This window comes from Shinella lacus, from assembly GCF_010994755.1.
Classification (GTDB): domain Bacteria; phylum Pseudomonadota; class Alphaproteobacteria; order Rhizobiales; family Rhizobiaceae; genus Shinella; species Shinella lacus.
This window is the reverse complement of record NZ_WHSB02000009.1, coordinates 182,568-199,853: the sequence shown is the minus strand read 5'-3', so window position 1 is coordinate 199,853 and position 17,286 is coordinate 182,568. Positions and strand designations below refer to the sequence as shown.

Annotated in this window: 7 protein-coding genes; 5 read left to right on the top strand and 2 right to left on the bottom strand. The window is 64.5% G+C overall.

Annotated features, from left to right (window positions below; all coding sequences use genetic code 11):
• Nucleotides 1-14: 14 nt before the first annotated feature.
• Together GB927_RS22995 and GB927_RS22990 are read left to right on the top strand one after the other, a co-directional pair.
• The gene (locus GB927_RS22995) at nucleotides 15-8,507 is read left to right on the top strand and encodes a glycoside hydrolase family 94 protein (RefSeq protein WP_256119550.1); all 8,493 of its coding nucleotides are present in this window, start codon (nucleotides 15-17) and stop codon (nucleotides 8,505-8,507) included.
• 28 nt (nucleotides 8,508-8,535) lie between these two features.
• Nucleotides 8,536-9,705 (top strand): OpgC family protein, encoded by a 1,170-nt coding sequence (locus GB927_RS22990; protein ID WP_256119549.1) that lies wholly within the window; start codon nucleotides 8,536-8,538, stop codon nucleotides 9,703-9,705.
• 9 nt (nucleotides 9,706-9,714) lie between these two features.
• Here GB927_RS22990 and GB927_RS22985 read toward each other — a convergent pair whose 3' ends face one another.
• Nucleotides 9,715-11,472 (bottom strand): glucan ABC transporter ATP-binding protein/ permease, encoded by a 1,758-nt coding sequence (locus tag GB927_RS22985; RefSeq protein ID WP_256119548.1) that lies wholly within the window; start codon nucleotides 11,470-11,472, stop codon nucleotides 9,715-9,717.
• Nucleotides 11,473-11,773: 301 nt separating this feature from the next.
• Here GB927_RS22985 and GB927_RS22980 point away from each other — a divergent pair, with 301 nt between their 5' ends.
• From GB927_RS22980 to GB927_RS22970, 3 genes are all read left to right on the top strand, one after another.
• Complete coding sequence (locus GB927_RS22980; protein WP_256119547.1) at nucleotides 11,774-12,514, top strand: helix-turn-helix transcriptional regulator; 741 nt, start codon at nucleotides 11,774-11,776, stop codon at nucleotides 12,512-12,514.
• A gap of 121 nt (nucleotides 12,515-12,635) precedes the next feature.
• Nucleotides 12,636-16,094, top strand: coding sequence for a pyruvate carboxylase (gene pyc, locus GB927_RS22975; protein ID WP_256119546.1), 3,459 nt, complete (start codon nucleotides 12,636-12,638; stop codon nucleotides 16,092-16,094).
• A gap of 80 nt (nucleotides 16,095-16,174) precedes the next feature.
• Complete coding sequence (locus tag GB927_RS22970) at nucleotides 16,175-16,726, top strand: GNAT family N-acetyltransferase (protein ID WP_256119545.1); 552 nt, start codon at nucleotides 16,175-16,177, stop codon at nucleotides 16,724-16,726.
• 1 nt (nucleotide 16,727) lies between these two features.
• On the opposite strand, the gene GB927_RS22965 is transcribed toward GB927_RS22970, so the two are convergent.
• Entirely contained in the window at nucleotides 16,728-17,102 is a 375-nt protein-coding gene (locus GB927_RS22965) for a DUF2794 domain-containing protein (protein WP_256119544.1), read from the bottom strand.
• Nucleotides 17,103-17,286 lie beyond the last annotated feature (184 nt).

Below are 17,286 nucleotides of genomic sequence, written 5' to 3'. Positions count from 1 at the left end.
CCAGAATCAGAAACATGCCCCTTCACAATACGCCGCAAGCCCCTTCGCGCGACGCCGACGCCAAGCAGATCGATTATAACGATTCGATCCGCGCCACCTATCTGTCGCTCGAGGAGCTCGCCGATTGCGGTGAAGCGCTGGCGCGCGACAAGACCGCGGCGCTGCCCGGCTTCCAGCCCTTCGAATTCCGTGCCCGGCACAAGGAAAACGAGAAGGAAATCTTTCGCGTCTACCAGGCGACGGCCAAGGATGTCGAAGCGGGCGCCCAGATCACGCCTGCCGCCGAATGGCTGCTCGACAACTATTATGTCGTCGAAGAGGCGATCCAGGAGGTCCGGCGCGACTTCCCGCGGCGGTTCTACCGCCAGCTGCCGACCATCCAGATCGAAGGGCAGGTGGTGCCGCGCACGCTGGCGCTCGCGTGGCTCTATGTCGCGCATACCCATAGCGGCGTCTCCCATGAGGGCCTGACATCCTTCGTGCAGGGCTTCCAGAAGCTCGACGCGCTGAAGATCGGCGAACTCTGGGCGCTGCCGTCCTTCATTCGCTTCGTGCTGCTCGAAAACCTGCGGCGCATATCAAGCCGCGTCGAGCGCTCGCGAAAAATGCGCTTCAAGGCCAACGAGGTGGCCGACGAGCTGATCCGCCTCAACGATCCGGAAAAGTGCATCGCGCATCTCCAGTCGATGGAGAGCTTCGTCGAGGACAACACCTTCGTCATCCAGCTGCTCTATCGCCTGCGCGACGGCCTCCAGGCCTCCGGCGCGGTGATCCAGTGGCTGGAGCGCAAGATCGAAAGCCGCGGCACGGATCTCGAAGAACTGATCGTCGCGGAGAACAACCGGCTTTCCTCCGGCAACGTGACGATGAGCTCGCTCATCAAGAGCCTGCGTTCGGTCGACGACACGGAATGGCCGGTCTGGTTCGAAAGCGTCAGCCGTCTCGACGAGGCGCTGCGGCAGGGTTCGGACTATAGCGACCTCGATTTCGGCTCGCGCAACAAATACCGCAACACGATCGAGCGTTTTGCCCGCCGTTCCGGCAAGACCGAGCTGGAAGTCACCGAGATCGCGCTGGCCATGACGGCGGAAGACGCCGCGGCCCATGCGGACGATCCGGAATATCAGGCCAATGTCGCCTCCTTCCTCGTCGGCAAGAAGCGCAAGCTGCTCGAAAAACGCATCGACTACAGCCCCTCGATCGTCCAGCGCGTCGTGCGCTTCGGGCGCCGGCTCGACTGGTTCGCCATTGCCGGGCCGAACATCATCCTGACGCTGCTCGCGATGATCGCGGTCTATTATTTCCTCGATCAGCTCGACATTCCGGACGGCGCCTGGCTGATCATGCTGATCCTCTTCGCGCTGCCGGCCTCCGAAGGGGCGACGGGCCTGTTCAACACGCTCGTCACCTTCTTCGTGACGCCGTCGCGCCTCGTCGGCTATGAATTCAAGGACGGGATTCCGGAGGATGCGCGCACGCTCGTCGTGGTGCCCTGTCTGATTTCCAAGCGCGACCATGTCGACGAGCTGGTGCGCAATCTGGAAGTCCACTATCTCGCCAATCCGCGCGGCGAGATCTATTTCTCGCTGCTCAGCGACTGGGCCGACAGTTCGTCCGAGGAATCTCCCGCCGATCTCGACGTGCTCGACTATGCCAAGCGCGAGATCGCCACCCTTTCGGCACGCTATGCCTATGACGGCCGCACGCGCTTCTACCTGCTGCACCGCCGCCGCCTGTTCAACCCGTCCGAAGGCTGCTGGATGGGCTGGGAGCGCAAGCGCGGCAAGCTGCACGAGCTGAATCTGCTTTTGCGCGGTGATGGCGACACGACCTTCCTGCCGGGCGCCAACATCGTGCCGGCGGACGTGAAATACGTCATGACGCTCGATTCCGACACGCGCCTGATGCGCGATGCGGTGACGAAGCTCGTCGGCAAGCTGCACCACCCGATCAACCGCCCGGTCGTCGACGCGGACAAGGGCGAAGTCACCGCCGGCTACAGCATCCTGCAGCCGCGCGTGACCCCTTCGCTGACGACGGGCAAGGAAGCCTCGACCTTCCAGCGCATCTTCTCCGCCGACCGCGGCATCGACCCCTATGTCTTCACCGTGTCCGACGTCTACCAGGACTTCGTCGGCGAAGGCACCTTCACAGGCAAGGGCCTCTATCACGTCGACGCTTTCGAGGCGTCGGTGAAGGGCCGCATCGAGGAGAACTCTGTTCTCAGCCACGACCTTCTCGAAGGCTCGCTGGCGCGCTGCGCGCTGGTGACGGATGTCGAGCTGGTGGAGGATTTCCCGACCCGCTACGGCGTCGAAACCTCGCGCCAGCATCGCTGGGCGCGCGGCGACTGGCAGCTTCTGCCCTATATTTTCGGCCCGTCGAGCGGCATTTCCATGCTTGGCCGCTGGAAGATGTACGATAACCTGCGCCGCAGCCTCATCCCGATCGGCTGGCTCGTCGCCTCCGTCATGGGCTGGTACTATATGGAGCCGCGCCAGGCACTGATCTGGCAGCTCGTGCTGATCTTCCTGCTCTTCGTCGCCCCGACGCTGTCGCTGATCTCCGGCGTCATGCCGCGCCGCAACGACATCGTCGCGCGCGCCCATGTGCACCGCGTCTTCTCCGATATCCGCGCGGCCAATGCGCAGGTGGCGCTGCGCATCGCCTTCATCGCCCATTCGGCGGCGCTGATGGCGGATGCGATCGTGCGCTCGCTCTATCGCACCATGGTCAGCCGCAAGCTGATGCTGGAATGGCGCACGGCCGCGCAGGCCGACAGTGCTGCGCGCGGTGGCATCCTCGCCCATTACAAGTCCATGTGGCAGGCGCCGGCGCTGGCGGTGCTGTCCGTGGCGCTCGCCATGATCTCGGATACCGGGCTTCCCTATATCGGCATTCCCTTCGCGCTCGTCTGGGCGCTCTCGCCGATGATCGCCTGGTATGTCAGCCAGACGGCGGAGACCGAGGACCAGCTCGTCGTCTCCGACTATGTGGCGAGCGAGCTGCGCAAGATCGCGCGGCGCACCTGGCGCTATTTCGAGGAATTCGTCACCGCCGAGCAGCACTACCTGCCGCCGGACAACTTCCAGGAAACGCCGCAGCCGGTGCTTGCCGAACGCACCTCGCCGACCAATGTCGGCGTCTATCTGCTCTCGGTGATTTCCGCGCGCGATTTCGGCTGGATCTCGTTTGAAGAGACGGTGCGCCGTCTCGAACAGACGATCGCCACCATCGACGGCATGCCGAAATATCGTGGCCATCTCTACAACTGGTATCGCACCAACACGCTGGAAACGCTGGGCCCGCGCTATGTCTCGGCGGTCGACAGCGGCAACCTTGCCGGCCACCTCATCGCCATCTCCTCCATGTGCCGCGAATGGGCGGAGGCGCCGTCGGCGCATCTGCAGGGCAGCCTGGACGGCATCGGCGACGTCGCCTCGATCCTTTCCGAAACGCTGGCGCAACTGCCGGACGACCGCAAGACCGTGCGGCCGCTGCGCCGACTCATCGAGGAGCGCATCGCCGGCTTCCAGAATGCGCTCGCCGCCGTCAAGCGCGAGCACGAATTCGCCTCCATCCGTGTCATCAACCTCTCGGTGCTGGCGCGCGACGTCAACAAGCTGATCGTCAACCTCGACCACGAGATCAAGTCGGCCGAGAGCGGCGAGCTCGTCAAATGGGCGGGTGCGCTGGTTGCGACCTGCGAGGCGCATATTGCCGATAGCGTCTTCGACCTCGGCAGCATCGAGCCGTTGCGCGACCGCCTGGTCGTGCTGCGCGACCGTTCACGCGACATCGCCTTCTCGATGGATTTCGGCTTCCTGTTCCGGCCGGAGCGCCGGCTGCTGTCGATCGGCTACCGCGTCGAGACCAACGAGCTCGATGAGGCCTGCTACGACCTGCTCGCCTCGGAAGCGCGCCTGACGAGCCTCTTCGCCATCGCCAAGGGCGATCTTCCGACCGAGCACTGGTACAAGCTCGGCCGTCCGGTGGTGCCGGTCGGTTCGCGCGGCGCGCTGGTCTCCTGGTCCGGCTCGATGTTCGAGTACCTGATGCCGCCGCTCGTCATGCAGGAGCGCCAGGGCGGCATCTTGAACCAGACGAACAATCTCGTCGTGGTGGAGCAGATGAACCATGGCCGCCGGCTCGGCACGCCCTGGGGCATTTCGGAAGCGGCCTTCAACGCCCGCGACCATGAGCTGACCTACCAGTACACCAATTTCGGCGTGCCGACGCTCGGCCTGAAGCGCGGCCTCGGCCAGAATGCGGTGATCGCGCCCTATGCCTCGCTGCTCGCGGCGCAATATGCGCCGAAGGAGGCGCTGGAAAACCTCGAACGTCTGCGCAAGCTCGGCGCCCTCGGCGTCTACGGCTTCCACGATGCGGTCGACTTCACGCCGACCCGCGTGCCGGAGGGCAAGACCTGCGCCGTCGTGCGCAACTACATGGCGCACCATCACGGCATGTCGATCGCCGCCGTCGCCAACGTCGTCTTCAACGGCGCGCTGCGCGAGCGTTTCCATGCCGACCCCGTCATCGAGGCGGCCGAGCTGCTGCTCCAGGAAAAGGCGCCGCGCGACATTCCGGTCATCAACGCCAAGCGCGAGCCGGAAACCGTCGGCAGCACGCAGGCCGACCTGCTGCGGCCGGAAATCCGCATCATCAAGGAGCCGTTCAACAAGGAACGCGAGACCGTCTTCCTGTCGAACGGCCACTATGCGGTGATGCTGACGGCGACCGGTGCCGGCTATTCGCGCTGGAACGGCCAGTCCGTGACGCGCTGGAAGCCCGATCCTACCGAGGACCGCTGGGGTTCCTTCCTCTTCCTGCGCGATACCGCGACGAACGAGTGGTGGTCCGCTACCGCCGAGCCGAAGCGTATCGATGGCGAGGTGACGAAGACCCAGTTCGGCGACGACAAGGCGGAGTTCATCAAGACCGTCGGCACGCTGACGAGCGAGGTCGAATGCATCGTCGCCACCGAGCACGATGCCGAAGGCCGCCGCCTGACGCTGCTCAACACCGGCACGGAAGACCGCTTCATCGAGGTGACCTCCTATATGGAGCCCGTCATCTCGACGGATGATGCCGACAGCGCCCATCCGATGTTCTCGAAAATGTTCATCAAGACGGAGATCGGCAAGCGCGGCGACGTCATCCGCGCCGAGCGCCAGAAGCGCAATCCGAACGAACCGGACATGGTGATCGCCCATCTCATCGTGGACAATGCCGGCCCGTCGCGCCGCACCGAGATCGAGACCGATCGCCGCCGCTTCATCGGCCGCGGCCGTTCGCTGACGACGGCCGCCGCTTTTGATGCCGGCGCGCAGCTCTCCGGCACGGACGGCTTCACGCTCGATCCGGTCATGGCGCTGCGCCGCGTCGTGCGCGTGCCGGCGGGCAAGAAGGTCAAGGTCATTTTCTGGACCATCGCGGCGCCCAGCCGCGCCGAAGCGGACGCCGCGATCGACCGTTACCGCCATCCGGACGTGTTCAACCACGAAATGATCCATGCCTGGACGCGCTCGCAGGTTCACATGCGTCATGTCGGCGTGACCTCGCAGGAGGCTGCAAGCTTCCAGATGCTCGGCCGCTACCTGATCTATCCGGACATGCATCTGCGTGCCGATACCGGCACCATCCAGACGGGGCTTACCGCCCAGTCGGCGCTCTGGCCGCTGGCGATCTCGGGCGACTTCCCGATCTTCGTTCTGCGCATCAACGACGATATCGACCTCGATGTCGCCCGCGAGGCGCTGCGCGCGCAGGAATATCTGCGCCACCGCGGCGTGACCGCCGACCTGGTGATCCTCAACGAACGCGCCTCCTCCTATGCGCAGGACATGCAGCACGCGCTCGACCAGATGTGCGAGAACCTGCGCATGCGCGGGCAGTCCGATGGCGTGCGCCAGCATATCTTCGCGGTCCGCCGCGACCTGATGGAGGTTTCCACCTGGCAGGCGCTGCTTGCCACGGCGCGCGCCGTCTTCCATGCCCGCAACGGCTCCCTTTCGGACCAGATCGCCCGCACGGTCGCTCTGTTCTCCACGCCGCGCGGCGACGAGGAGACGAAGGCCGATCCGACCTTGCCGAAGCCTGCTGCACCACCGGCCGGCGAGCCGGTGACGATCGATGGCGAGGGCCTGACCTTCTGGAACGGCTTTGGCGGTTTCAACGGCGAGCGCCGGGAATATGCCATGCGGCTGCGCGGCGGCGAAGCGACGCCGCAGCCGTGGATCAACGTCATCTCCAACCAGCATTTCGGCTTCCACGTCTCGGGCGAGGGCGCCGGCTTCACCTGGAGCCGCAATTCGCGTGATTTCCAGCTGACGGCCTGGACCAACGACCCGGTGATCAACCGCCCGGGCGAGGCCTTCTATGTGCGTGATCGCGATCGCGGTACGGTGATGACGCCGTTCGCGGCGCTGTCGCGCAAGCCGACGGTGAAGTTCGAGACCTGGCATGGCCTCGGCTACAGCGCCTTCCGCAGCTGGGAGGACGGCATCGAGCTCGATCTCGTGCAGACGGTCGACGCCGAGGAACCGGTCAAATATTCCCGCCTCGTCGTGAAAAACACCGGCGAGACGGAGCGCAGCCTCACGGTCTACGGCTATGTCGAATGGGTGATGGGCAACAACGCGGCAAAGACCGCGCCCTTCGTGCTGACCAGCCATGACGAGGAGGGCGGCGCGCTCTTTGCGACCAACCCCTACAGCTTCGATTTCGCCGGCCGGACCAGCTTCTTCGCCGTCGATGCGCCGCTTGCGGGCTTTACCGCCAAGCGCCGCGAATTCATCGGCCGCGGCGGCGATATCGTGCTGCCGGGGGCGGTGGTGAGCGGACAGGCGCTCTCCGGCTCCGCCGACGGCATCGGCGATCCCTGCGCGGCGCTCGCCGTCGACATCACGCTGAAGCCGGGCGAGAAGCGCGAACTGATCTTCGTGCTCGGCGACACCGAGGATGCGGACGGTGCGCGAACGCTTGCGGACAAGAGCCGGACGGCCGATTTCAACACGGTCATGAAGGCGATTCGCGGCTATTGGGACGATTTCACCGGCACGCTTCAGGTCAAGACACCGGATGCCGCCCTCGACCGCATGGTCAACGACTGGCTGCCCTACCAGGCGCTCGGTTGCCGTATCCTGGCGCGCACCGCCTTCTACCAGGCGAGCGGCGCCTATGGCTTCCGCGACCAGTTGCAGGACACGCTGGCCTTCATCCTGCATCGTCCGGAACTCGCCCGCGGGCAAATCCTCAACGCCGCCGCGCGGCAGTTCGTCGAAGGCGACGTGCAGCATTGGTGGCTGCCGGACAGCGGCGCCGGCGTGCGCACCGCGATCTCCGACGACGTGGTGTGGCTGGCCCATGCGGTCGAATATTATTGCCGGGTCACCGGGGATAATACGGTGCTCGACGAAAGGCTCGCCTTCATCGAAGGCCAGCCGCTCGCCGAAGGGCAGCACGATGCCTTCTTCAAGCCGGGCCGCTCGGCGGAAGAGGCGCCTCTCTACGACCATTGCGCTCGTGCCCTCGATCTGGCGCTTCAGCGCACCGGGGAGAACGGCCTGCCGCTGATGCTCGGCGGCGACTGGAACGACGGCATGAACCGGGTCGGCGAAGCCGGCCGCGGCACGAGCGTCTGGCTCGGCTGGTTCCTGGCCGGCACGCTGCGCGGCTTCATCCCGATCGCCCGCACGCGTGGCGATCACGGCCGCGCCGATCTCTGGGAAGGCCATCTCGGCCGCCTCCGGCAGGCGCTGGAAACAGTCGGCTGGGACGGCGCCTATTATCGCCGCGGCTATTTCGACGACGGCACGCCGCTCGGCTCGGCCGGAAATGCCGAATGCCGCATCGATTCCATCGCGCAGAGCTGGAGCGTGCTCTCCGGCGAGGGCGATGCGGACCGCGCGCGCCAGGCGATGGATGCGGTCATGGCTGATCTCGTCGACCGGGAAAACGGCATCATCCGCCTGTTCACCCCGCCCTTCATCGAGACCCCGCAGGAGCCCGGCTATATCAAGGCCTATCCACCGGGCGTGCGGGAAAACGGCGGGCAATATACCCATGCCGCGACCTGGGTCGTGCTGGCGCTGGCCCGCCAGGGCCGGGCCGAAGACGCCTGGACCTGCTTCAACCTCCTGAACCCCGTCAACCATGCCAAGAACCCGGAGGCGGCCGAGCTCTACCGCGTCGAGCCCTATGTCGTCGCAGCCGACGTCTATGGCGAAGGCGAGCGGACGGGGCGCGGCGGCTGGACCTGGTATACGGGCTCGGCCGGCTGGCTCTACCGGGCCGCCGTCGAGGGCATTCTCGGCATCCGCCGGGAGGGCGGCCGTCTCTTTATCGAGCCGGTGCTGCCCGCAGCCTGGAACGGCTACGAGGCGACGCTCGTTCTCGATGGCCGCACGCTGGAAATCCGCGTCGAGCGTGGCGGCGACGGTGGATGGCAAGCAAGTGTGAACGGAACTGTCATCAAATCTTCAAACGAGGGTTATTTGGTCTGATCCACCCCCATCGTGGACCAGAGCAGACATGACTGACAGACATGGACCGGGGGGCGTCGTGCCGCAGACACGCGACACGCGCCTCGACGTCTTCCGGGCGCTTGCCCTCCTGACGATCTTCGTCAACCACGTTCCCGGCCAGTACCTGGAACACCTGACGCACAAGAATTTCGGCTTTTCCGATTCGGCGGAAGCCTTCGTGCTGATTTCCGGCATGTCGGTCGGGCTTGCCTATGGCGGGCGTTTTGCCGTCGGCGAGCGGCTGGCGGTGACCCTTCGCATCCTGCGCCGCGCGCTGACGCTCTATGTCGCGCATATCATGACGAGCGTCATCACCTTCGCGATCTTCGCCGGCGGCGCGCTGTGGTTCTCGCGGCCGGACCTCTTGTCGGAAATCAACCTGCGCGCCGTCGTCGACCGCACGGAACAGGGCGTCGTCAGCATGGTGCTGCTCGGCCACCAGTTCGGCTACAACAACATCCTCTCCATGTATGCCATGCTGTTCCTGATGCTGCCGGGCTTCCTGTGGCTCTACCAGCGTAGCGTACGCCTGCTGATCGCCGTCTCGGGCACGATCTGGCTTTGCGCCGGGATCTGGCGGATCGCGCCGTCGAATTTTCTCGACGACGGCTACTGGTTCCTCAACCCGCTGTCCTGGCAGTTCCTCTTCGTCATCGGCTTCGTCGGCGTGCTGCGCGCCAAGGGCAAGGGCTTTTCGCGCAATCCCGTGCTGCTGGCGCTCTCGGCCACCTATCTCGTGGTCTCGATGCTGTGGGTCGTGCTCGCCTGGTGGAACATCGACTTCTCCTATGGCCTGCCGGCGGTGCTGACGGGCTTCGACAAGACGTTCCTGTCGACGACGCGGCTGCTGCATGTGCTGGCCGGCGCCTATCTGGTGGCGACGATCCCCGTTCTGTCGAACTGGGCGGCCCTGCCGATCAGCCATCCGCTGGTGGCGGTCGGTCGGCATTCGCTGGCGGTCTTCATCTTCGGTACGATCCTCGCCATGGCGGGGCAGGTGCTGATGTTCGTGACCGGCAAGAACCCGGTCCTCGGCACTCTCTATACGCTTGCCGGCATCGCGCTGCATTTCGCTTATGCGCGCTACCTCGACTGGCAGGCCTCCATCACCGGCCCCAACGCAAAACGGCAGGGCATGCGTGCCCTGCCGGTTGAAGGGGGCGACGCCCCGAAGTGATGACGTCGATCAGGCGGCGGTGTGGCTCTTGCGCACGTCGTCGTCCGTCAGGATGCCGCTTGCCCGGAGCAGCGCGGCAAAACGGCCGTTGCTCTGGCTGAGATCGTTGAACGTGCCCATCTCTGCAATCTGGCCGTGATCCATGAACACGACGAGGTCGGCCTCGCGCACCGTCGACAGGCGGTGGGCGATGATGAAGGTCGTGCGGTTGCGGCGAAGCTGGTCGATCGCCGACTTCACACGGGCCTCGGTCTCCACGTCGAGCGCGCTGGTTGCCTCGTCGAGCACGAGGATCGGCGCGTTCTTGAGGATCGCGCGGGCGATCGCGATGCGCTGGCGCTCGCCGCCCGACAGACGGTTGCCGCGCTCGCCGACATGGGTCTCGTAGCCGCTCTGGCGCGAGGTGATGAAGTCGTTCGCCGCTGCCGCCTCGGCCGCCGCCTCGATTTCCTCCTGCGTCGCGCCCTCGCGGCCGAGACGGATATTGTCTGAGATCGAGCGGTTGAGCAGGCCCGCATCCTGGAACACGGTGGCGATCGACCGGCGCAGCGACTTGCGCGTCACCGTGCCGATATCGACGCCGTCGATGAGGATCTGGCCGGAACGCGGCTCGTAGACGCGCTGCAGCAGGTTGACCAGCGTGGTCTTGCCGGCGCCCGTCGGGCCGACGATGGCGACGGTCTGGCCGGCTTCGACGGTGAAGGAGACGTCGCGCACGCCCTGGGTGGCATTGGCGAAGTCGAAGCAGACATTGCGGTATTCGACCCTGCCTTTGACGTCGCCGAGTTCGCCGGCCGTCGACGGCTCTTCGCGGTCCTTGACGGCATCTTCCAGCGTGAAGAAGTCTTCAAGCTTGGCGCGGGCCTCGAAAATCTGCGTGGCAAAGGCTTTCATCTGGTCCAGGCGGCCGATGAGCAGGCCGGCAAAACCGATGAAGGCGATGACGTCGCCGACGCGGATTTCGCCGCGCTGCACCAGCACCGTGCCGATGACGAGGATGGTCATCATCGAAATGGTCGACGCGATGCGGTTGAGCGCGCTGGCAATCGCCCACCAGTCGAGCACCGGGAACTGCGCATTGATCAGCCGTTCGGCAAAGCGCTTCAGTTCGCGCGTCTCGGCCTCGATGCGGTTGTAGCTGTGCACGACCGAAACGTTGCTGATGGAGTCCGACACATGGGAGAAGACGGTGTGGTAGTGGTTTTCCACCGAGGCCTGGCCCTCGCGGGTGCGGTTCATCACCACCTTGCCGATGATGACATAGAGCACACCGAGCACGACCAGCACCAGCGACAGGCGATAATCCATCACGAAGGCGGTGGGGATGAGCAGCACCAGCGCGATGGCGGTGGCCAGGTGCGTGCGCATGAATTCGAGCCAGAGGCCGAACAGCGTTTCGCAGGCGCGCAGCAGCGTGTGCAGGGCATTGGAGGTGCCGCGCTGGCTGTGCCAGGAGAGCGGCATGGAGATGATGCGGCCGAAGGCTTCCGTCAGGAGGCTCGCGCGCCGGCCATGGGCCAGGCGGTCCGCCTCGCGGGCGACGAGCACATAGGCGAAGGTGTTGAACAGGCCGAAGCCTGCCCACATCAGGAGCATCGGCGTTACGTCGCCCTTGGAGGAAATGGCGTCGATGATGCGACCGAAGAGGATCGGCTCGGCAATGGTGATGACCGCGAGCACGATATTGGCGACAACCACCGAACCCACACGAATCTTGTAGACCCCCAGATAACTGAGAGCTCTTGCATAGACCTGAAACAAAGACACGGAATAAGGCCTTTCCGGCGATACCTGTTGTGCGGTGCAGCGAAAGCACCCGTTTTCTTTGCAGTGCGCTGTTAATCAGCGGAAGGGGCAAAAGTTCGTGGACGACGTGCAAATTTCATGACTCACATGAAATGTTGCGTGATTTTCAGTTTTGCGCGTCACGACGTCCCTTAGCCGATTGATTTTCATCATGCGATCCTGCCAATTGTATGCGGGGCAACATGAATGGGACATGACTGGTCAAAAGAGGGCCAGCTTCATTTCTTCTGGATATGGAATGGGCGCATAAAGTGCAGGGCATATGAAAATCAACCTGCTGGTACAGTTTCTTGCGCTGATCGACGAATTGCGGGGCCGGGAGGAGACGACGGCCGAGTTCGAACGTCTGCTGACGCATTACGGCTTCGACTATTACGGTCTCATCCAGGCGCCGAAGCCGGTGGAGAGCCCGTCGAGCCTGCTGCTGGCCGGCCGCTGGCCCAAGGGCTGGCCGGAAACCTATCTGCGCAAGCGCTACATGCAGGTCGATCCGACCGTGCGTTACCTCGGCCATGCGCAGGCGGGGTTTCGCTGGCGCGATACGCTCGGCGCCTTCCGCCTCAGCCCGCACCGCAAGCGCATGGAGCGCATGATGGTGGATGCGCGCCAGAACGGGCTGGAGGACGGCTACATGCTCCCGGTGCACGGCCGGCGCGGCCTGCTCGGCAGCCTCAGCCTCGGCGGCCGGCCGGTCGAGCTGGAAAGCGTCGAGATCGGGCTTTTCGACAGCATCGCCCGGCAACTCTACTGGAAACTGCTGCTGGCGGCCGATCCGGAAGCGGCGGCGCGGCTTTCCGCCATCGTCGATGTCGAATTGACGCGGCGCGAAATGGAGGCGCTGAGCCTGCTTGCCGAGGGCATGACCTCGCATGACATCGGCCGCGTGCTCGGTATTTCCAGCCACACGGTCGACTGGTACATGAACGGCATCCAGGAGAAGCTCGGCGCGCGCAACCGGCACCACGCGGTCGCCATCGCCTTCCGGCTCGGGCTCGTTTCCTGAGCCTCGACGGCGCAATTCTTTTGCCGGATGACGACTCCAAAATTGAACTTTGAAAATAACCCGCTAATAATTCTCTTCGCGGGTGCAGCAATTCCCGTTTTCAAGTCATGAGGAGTCCGACTTGCCCATTTCTAAGATCCTTGTCGCCAACCGGTCCGAAATCGCCATTCGCGTGTTCCGCGCAGCCAACGAACTCGGCATAAAAACGGTGGCGATCTGGGCGGAAGAGGACAAATTGGCACTGCACCGCTTCAAGGCGGATGAAAGCTACCAGATCGGCCGCGGCTCGCATCTTTCCCGTGACCTCGGGCCGATCGAAAGCTACCTGTCGATCGAAGAGGTGATCCGCGTTGCCAAGCTTTCGGGCGCCGACGCCATCCATCCGGGTTACGGCCTGTTGTCGGAAAGCCCGGAGTTCGTCGATGCCTGTGACGCCGCCGGCATCATCTTCATCGGACCGCGGCCCGATACGATGCGCCAGCTCGGCAACAAGGTGGCCGCGCGCAATCTTGCGATTTCCGTCGGCGTGCCGGTCGTGCCGGCGACCGATCCGCTGCCGGACGATGCCGATGAAATCCATCGGCTTGCCGAAAGCATCGGCTATCCCGTTATGCTGAAGGCCTCCTGGGGCGGCGGCGGGCGCGGCATGCGCGCCATCCGCGACCCGAAGGACCTGCTGCGCGAGGTGACGGAAGCCAAGCGCGAGGCGAAGGCCGCCTTCGGCAAGGACGAGGTCTATCTCGAAAAGCTCGTCGAGCGCGCCCGCCACGTCGAAAGCCAGGTGCTGGGCGATACGCACGGCAATGTCGTGCACCTCTTCGAGCGCGACTGCTCCATCCAGCGGCGTAACCAGAAGGTCGTCGAGCGCGCGCCGGCACCCTACCTCAACGAGGCGCAGCGCAAGGAACTTGCCGACTATTCGCTGAAGATCGCGCGTGCCACCAATTACATCGGCGCCGGCACGGTCGAGTACCTGATGGATGCCGATACCGGCAAATTCTACTTCATCGAGGTCAACCCGCGCATCCAGGTCGAGCACACCGTTACGGAAGTCGTGACCGGCATCGACATCGTGAAGGCGCAGATCCACATCCTCGACGGCGAGGCGATCGGCACGCCGGAATCGGGCGTGCCTGATCAGGCGGACATCCGCCTCAACGGCCACGCCCTCCAGTGCCGCATCACCACGGAAGACCCGGAGCAGAACTTCATTCCCGACTATGGCCGCATCACCGGCTATCGCTCGGCCTCGGGCTTCGGCATCCGCCTCGATGGCGGCACGGCCTATCCGGGGGCGGTCATCACCCGCTTCTACGATCCGCTGCTCGTGAAGGTCACGGCCTGGGCGCCGAACCCGGTGGAAGCGATCACCCGCATGGACCGCGCGCTGCGCGAATTCCGCATCCGCGGCGTGGCAACGAACCTCACCTTCCTTGAAGCGATCATCAGCCACGAGCAGTTCCGCAACAACACCTACACGACCCGCTTCATCGACACGACGCCGGAGCTGTTCCAGCAGGTGAAGCGCCAGGACCGCGCGACGAAGCTGCTGACCTACCTCGCCGACGTCACCGTCAACGGCCATCCGGAGGCCAAGGGCCGCCCGAAGCCGCCGGCGGATGTCGCCAAGCCCGTCGTGCCCTTCATCGAAGGCACGGTCCAGGCCGGCACCAAGCAGAAGCTCGACGAACTCGGCCCGAAGAAATTCGCCGAATGGGTGCGCGGCGAAACGCGCGTCTTGATGACCGACACGACGATGCGCGACGGCCACCAGTCGCTGCTCGCCACCCGCATGCGCACGCATGACATCGCCCGCGTCGCCGGCACTTATGCCCGCGCGCTGCCGCAGCTCTTCTCGCTGGAATGCTGGGGCGGGGCGACCTTCGACGTCTCCATGCGCTTCCTGACGGAAGACCCGTGGGATCGTCTCGCCCGTGTGCGCGAAGGCGCGCCGAACCTGCTGCTCCAGATGCTGCTGCGCGGCGCGAACGGCGTCGGCTACAAGAACTATCCCGACAATGTCGTGAAATACTTCGTGCGCCAGGCGGCCAAGGGCGGCATCGACGTGTTCCGGGTGTTCGACTGCCTGAACTGGGTCGACAACATGCGCGTCTCGATGGAGGCGGTGGCGGAAGAGAACCGGATCTGCGAGGCGGCGATCTGCTACACCGGCGATCTCCTGAATTCGGCCCGTCCGAAATACGATCTCAAATATTACACCGCGCTCGCCGCCGACCTCGAAAAGGCCGGTGCGCATATGATCGCGCTGAAGGACATGGCGGGCCTGTTGAAGCCGGCGGCGGCGCGCGTGCTGTTCAAGGCGCTGCGCGAATCGACCGACCTGCCGATCCATTTCCACACGCATGATACGTCGGGCATTGCGGCCGCGACCGTGCTTGCCGCGGTCGAATCCGGCGTCGACGTGGTGGATGCGGCGATGGATGCGCTCTCCGGCAACACCTCGCAGCCCTGCCTCGGCTCGATCGTCGAGGCGCTGAAGGGCACCGACCGCGATCCGGGCCTCGATCCGGAATGGATCCGCCGCATCTCCTTCTACTGGGAGGCCGTGCGCTTCCAATACGCCGCCTTCGAAAGCGACCTCAAGGGGCCGGCCTCCGAAGTCTACCTGCATGAAATGCCGGGCGGCCAGTTCACCAACCTCAAGGAACAGGCCCGCTCGCTCGGGCTTGAGACCAAGTGGCACAAGGTGGCCCAGGCCTATGCCGACGCCAACCAGATGTTCGGCGATATCGTCAAGGTGACGCCGTCCTCCAAGGTGGTGGGCGACATGGCGCTGATGATGGTTTCGCAGGACCTCACCGTCGCCGACGTGGAAAACCCGGCCAAGGACGTCTCCTTCCCGGAATCGGTCGTCTCCATGCTCAAGGGCGATCTCGGCCAGCCTCCGGGCGGCTGGCCGGCAGCACTCCAGAAGAAGGCGCTGAAGGGCGAGGAGCCCTATACCGCGGTGCCGGGCTCGCTGCTGCCGCCGGCCGATCTCGACGCCGAACGCAAGGCAGTCGAGGAGAAGCTGGAGCGCAAGGTCGACGACTTCGAGTTCGCCTCCTACCTGATGTATCCGAAGGTCTTCACCGACTATGCGCTCGCCGCCGATACCTATGGTCCGGTGAGCGTTCTGCCGACGCCGGCCTATTTCTACGGTCTGTCGCCGGGTGAGGAGCTGTCGCCCGAGCTGGAAAAGGGCGTCTCGCTCGTCATCCTGCATCAGGCGCAGAGCGAGCCGGATGCGCAGGGCATGGTGAAGGTGTTCTTCGAGTTGAACGGCCAGCCGCGCCTCATCAAGGTACCGGACCGCAACCGCGCGGCGACGTCCACGGCGCGGCGCAAGGCGGATATCGGCAATGCCGCCCATCTCGGCGCGCCGATGCCGGGCGTCATTTCGACGGTCTCGGTCTCGGCCGGCCAGGCGGTCAAGGCCGGCGACGTGCTGCTCTCCATCGAGGCGATGAAGATGGAAACGGCGCTGCATGCGGAGAAGGACGGCACGGTCTCGGAGGTGCTGGTCAAGGCCGGCGACCAGATCGACGCCAAGGACCTGCTCATCGTTTACGGCGCCTGATACGTCAAACGTCGCTTGAAAGCCAAACTAGGATATGGGATGGGACGACCCATCCCATATCCGGAATATTCAGGCTTTCCATGAGCTTCGTCATTCGCACCGCCGACCTCGGCGACATTGCCGCCTTCACCGAAATCTATCGCGAATCCGTGCTGAACGGGGTGGCGAGCTACGAAATCGACCCGCCCTCGCTCGACGAGATGGCGGCGCGCTTCCAGGCGATCACCGACAAAGGTTATCCCTATATCGTCGCCATCGAGCAGACCGGGCTCATCCTCGGCTACGCCTATGCGTCCGCCTTCCGCACGCGGCCGGCCTATCGCTGGCTCGTCGAGGATTCGGTCTATCTGGCGCCGGAAGCGCGCGGCAAGGGCGTCGGCAAGGCGCTGCTGGCGGAGCTCATTCGCCGCTCGACGGAGCTCGGCTTCCGCCAGATGGTCGCCGTCATCGGCGGCGCCCATCCGGCCTCGATCGCCGTGCACGCGGCTGCGGGTTTCGAACATTCGGGCCGCATGACCGCCACCGGCTTCAAGCACGGCCGCTGGCTCGATACGGTCTTCATGCAGCGCGCGCTGGGTGACGGCGCCGAAACGGAGCCGTCTTCGGCGACCTATCCGGGGACGATGGCCTGAATCAGGTCTCGATCAGCCGCAGCACCTTGTCGAACACCTTGAGCACCTGGTTGAGCTCATGGCCGCGCTTCAAAATGGTGCCGTGCTGGTTGACGACGCTGTAGGCGCCCTGTTTGGCGGCGAGTTTGGGGTTTTTCTCGATGCGGTAGAGCGGCATTTCGCCCGAACGCTTGAAGACGGAGAACACTGCCTTGTCGCGCATATGGTCGATTGCGTAGTCGCGCCATTCCCCTTCGCCGACCATCCGGCCGTAGACCCAGAGGATTGCATCGAGCTCCCGTCGATGGAAGGTTACAGGCAGCGGATCCCGGCTGCTCTTATATTCCTTAAGGTCGACCACGACATTGGAAGCCTGCAAATCCGGCTGATCAGTCATCGAATCTCCGCACCTCGTCTGTGACGGCTGGGTGACAGTGTGCCTGAGCAAAACGGAAATGCAAGGCGGATGGGCGAAGACTTGCGTTTTCGCAAAAATCCTTCTCGCCGCAATTCAGACAAACAGACGCCCAATTTACGGGAGAAAGTCCGCCAGTCGCAGCCTCTACCTGCCTGCTGCCTTG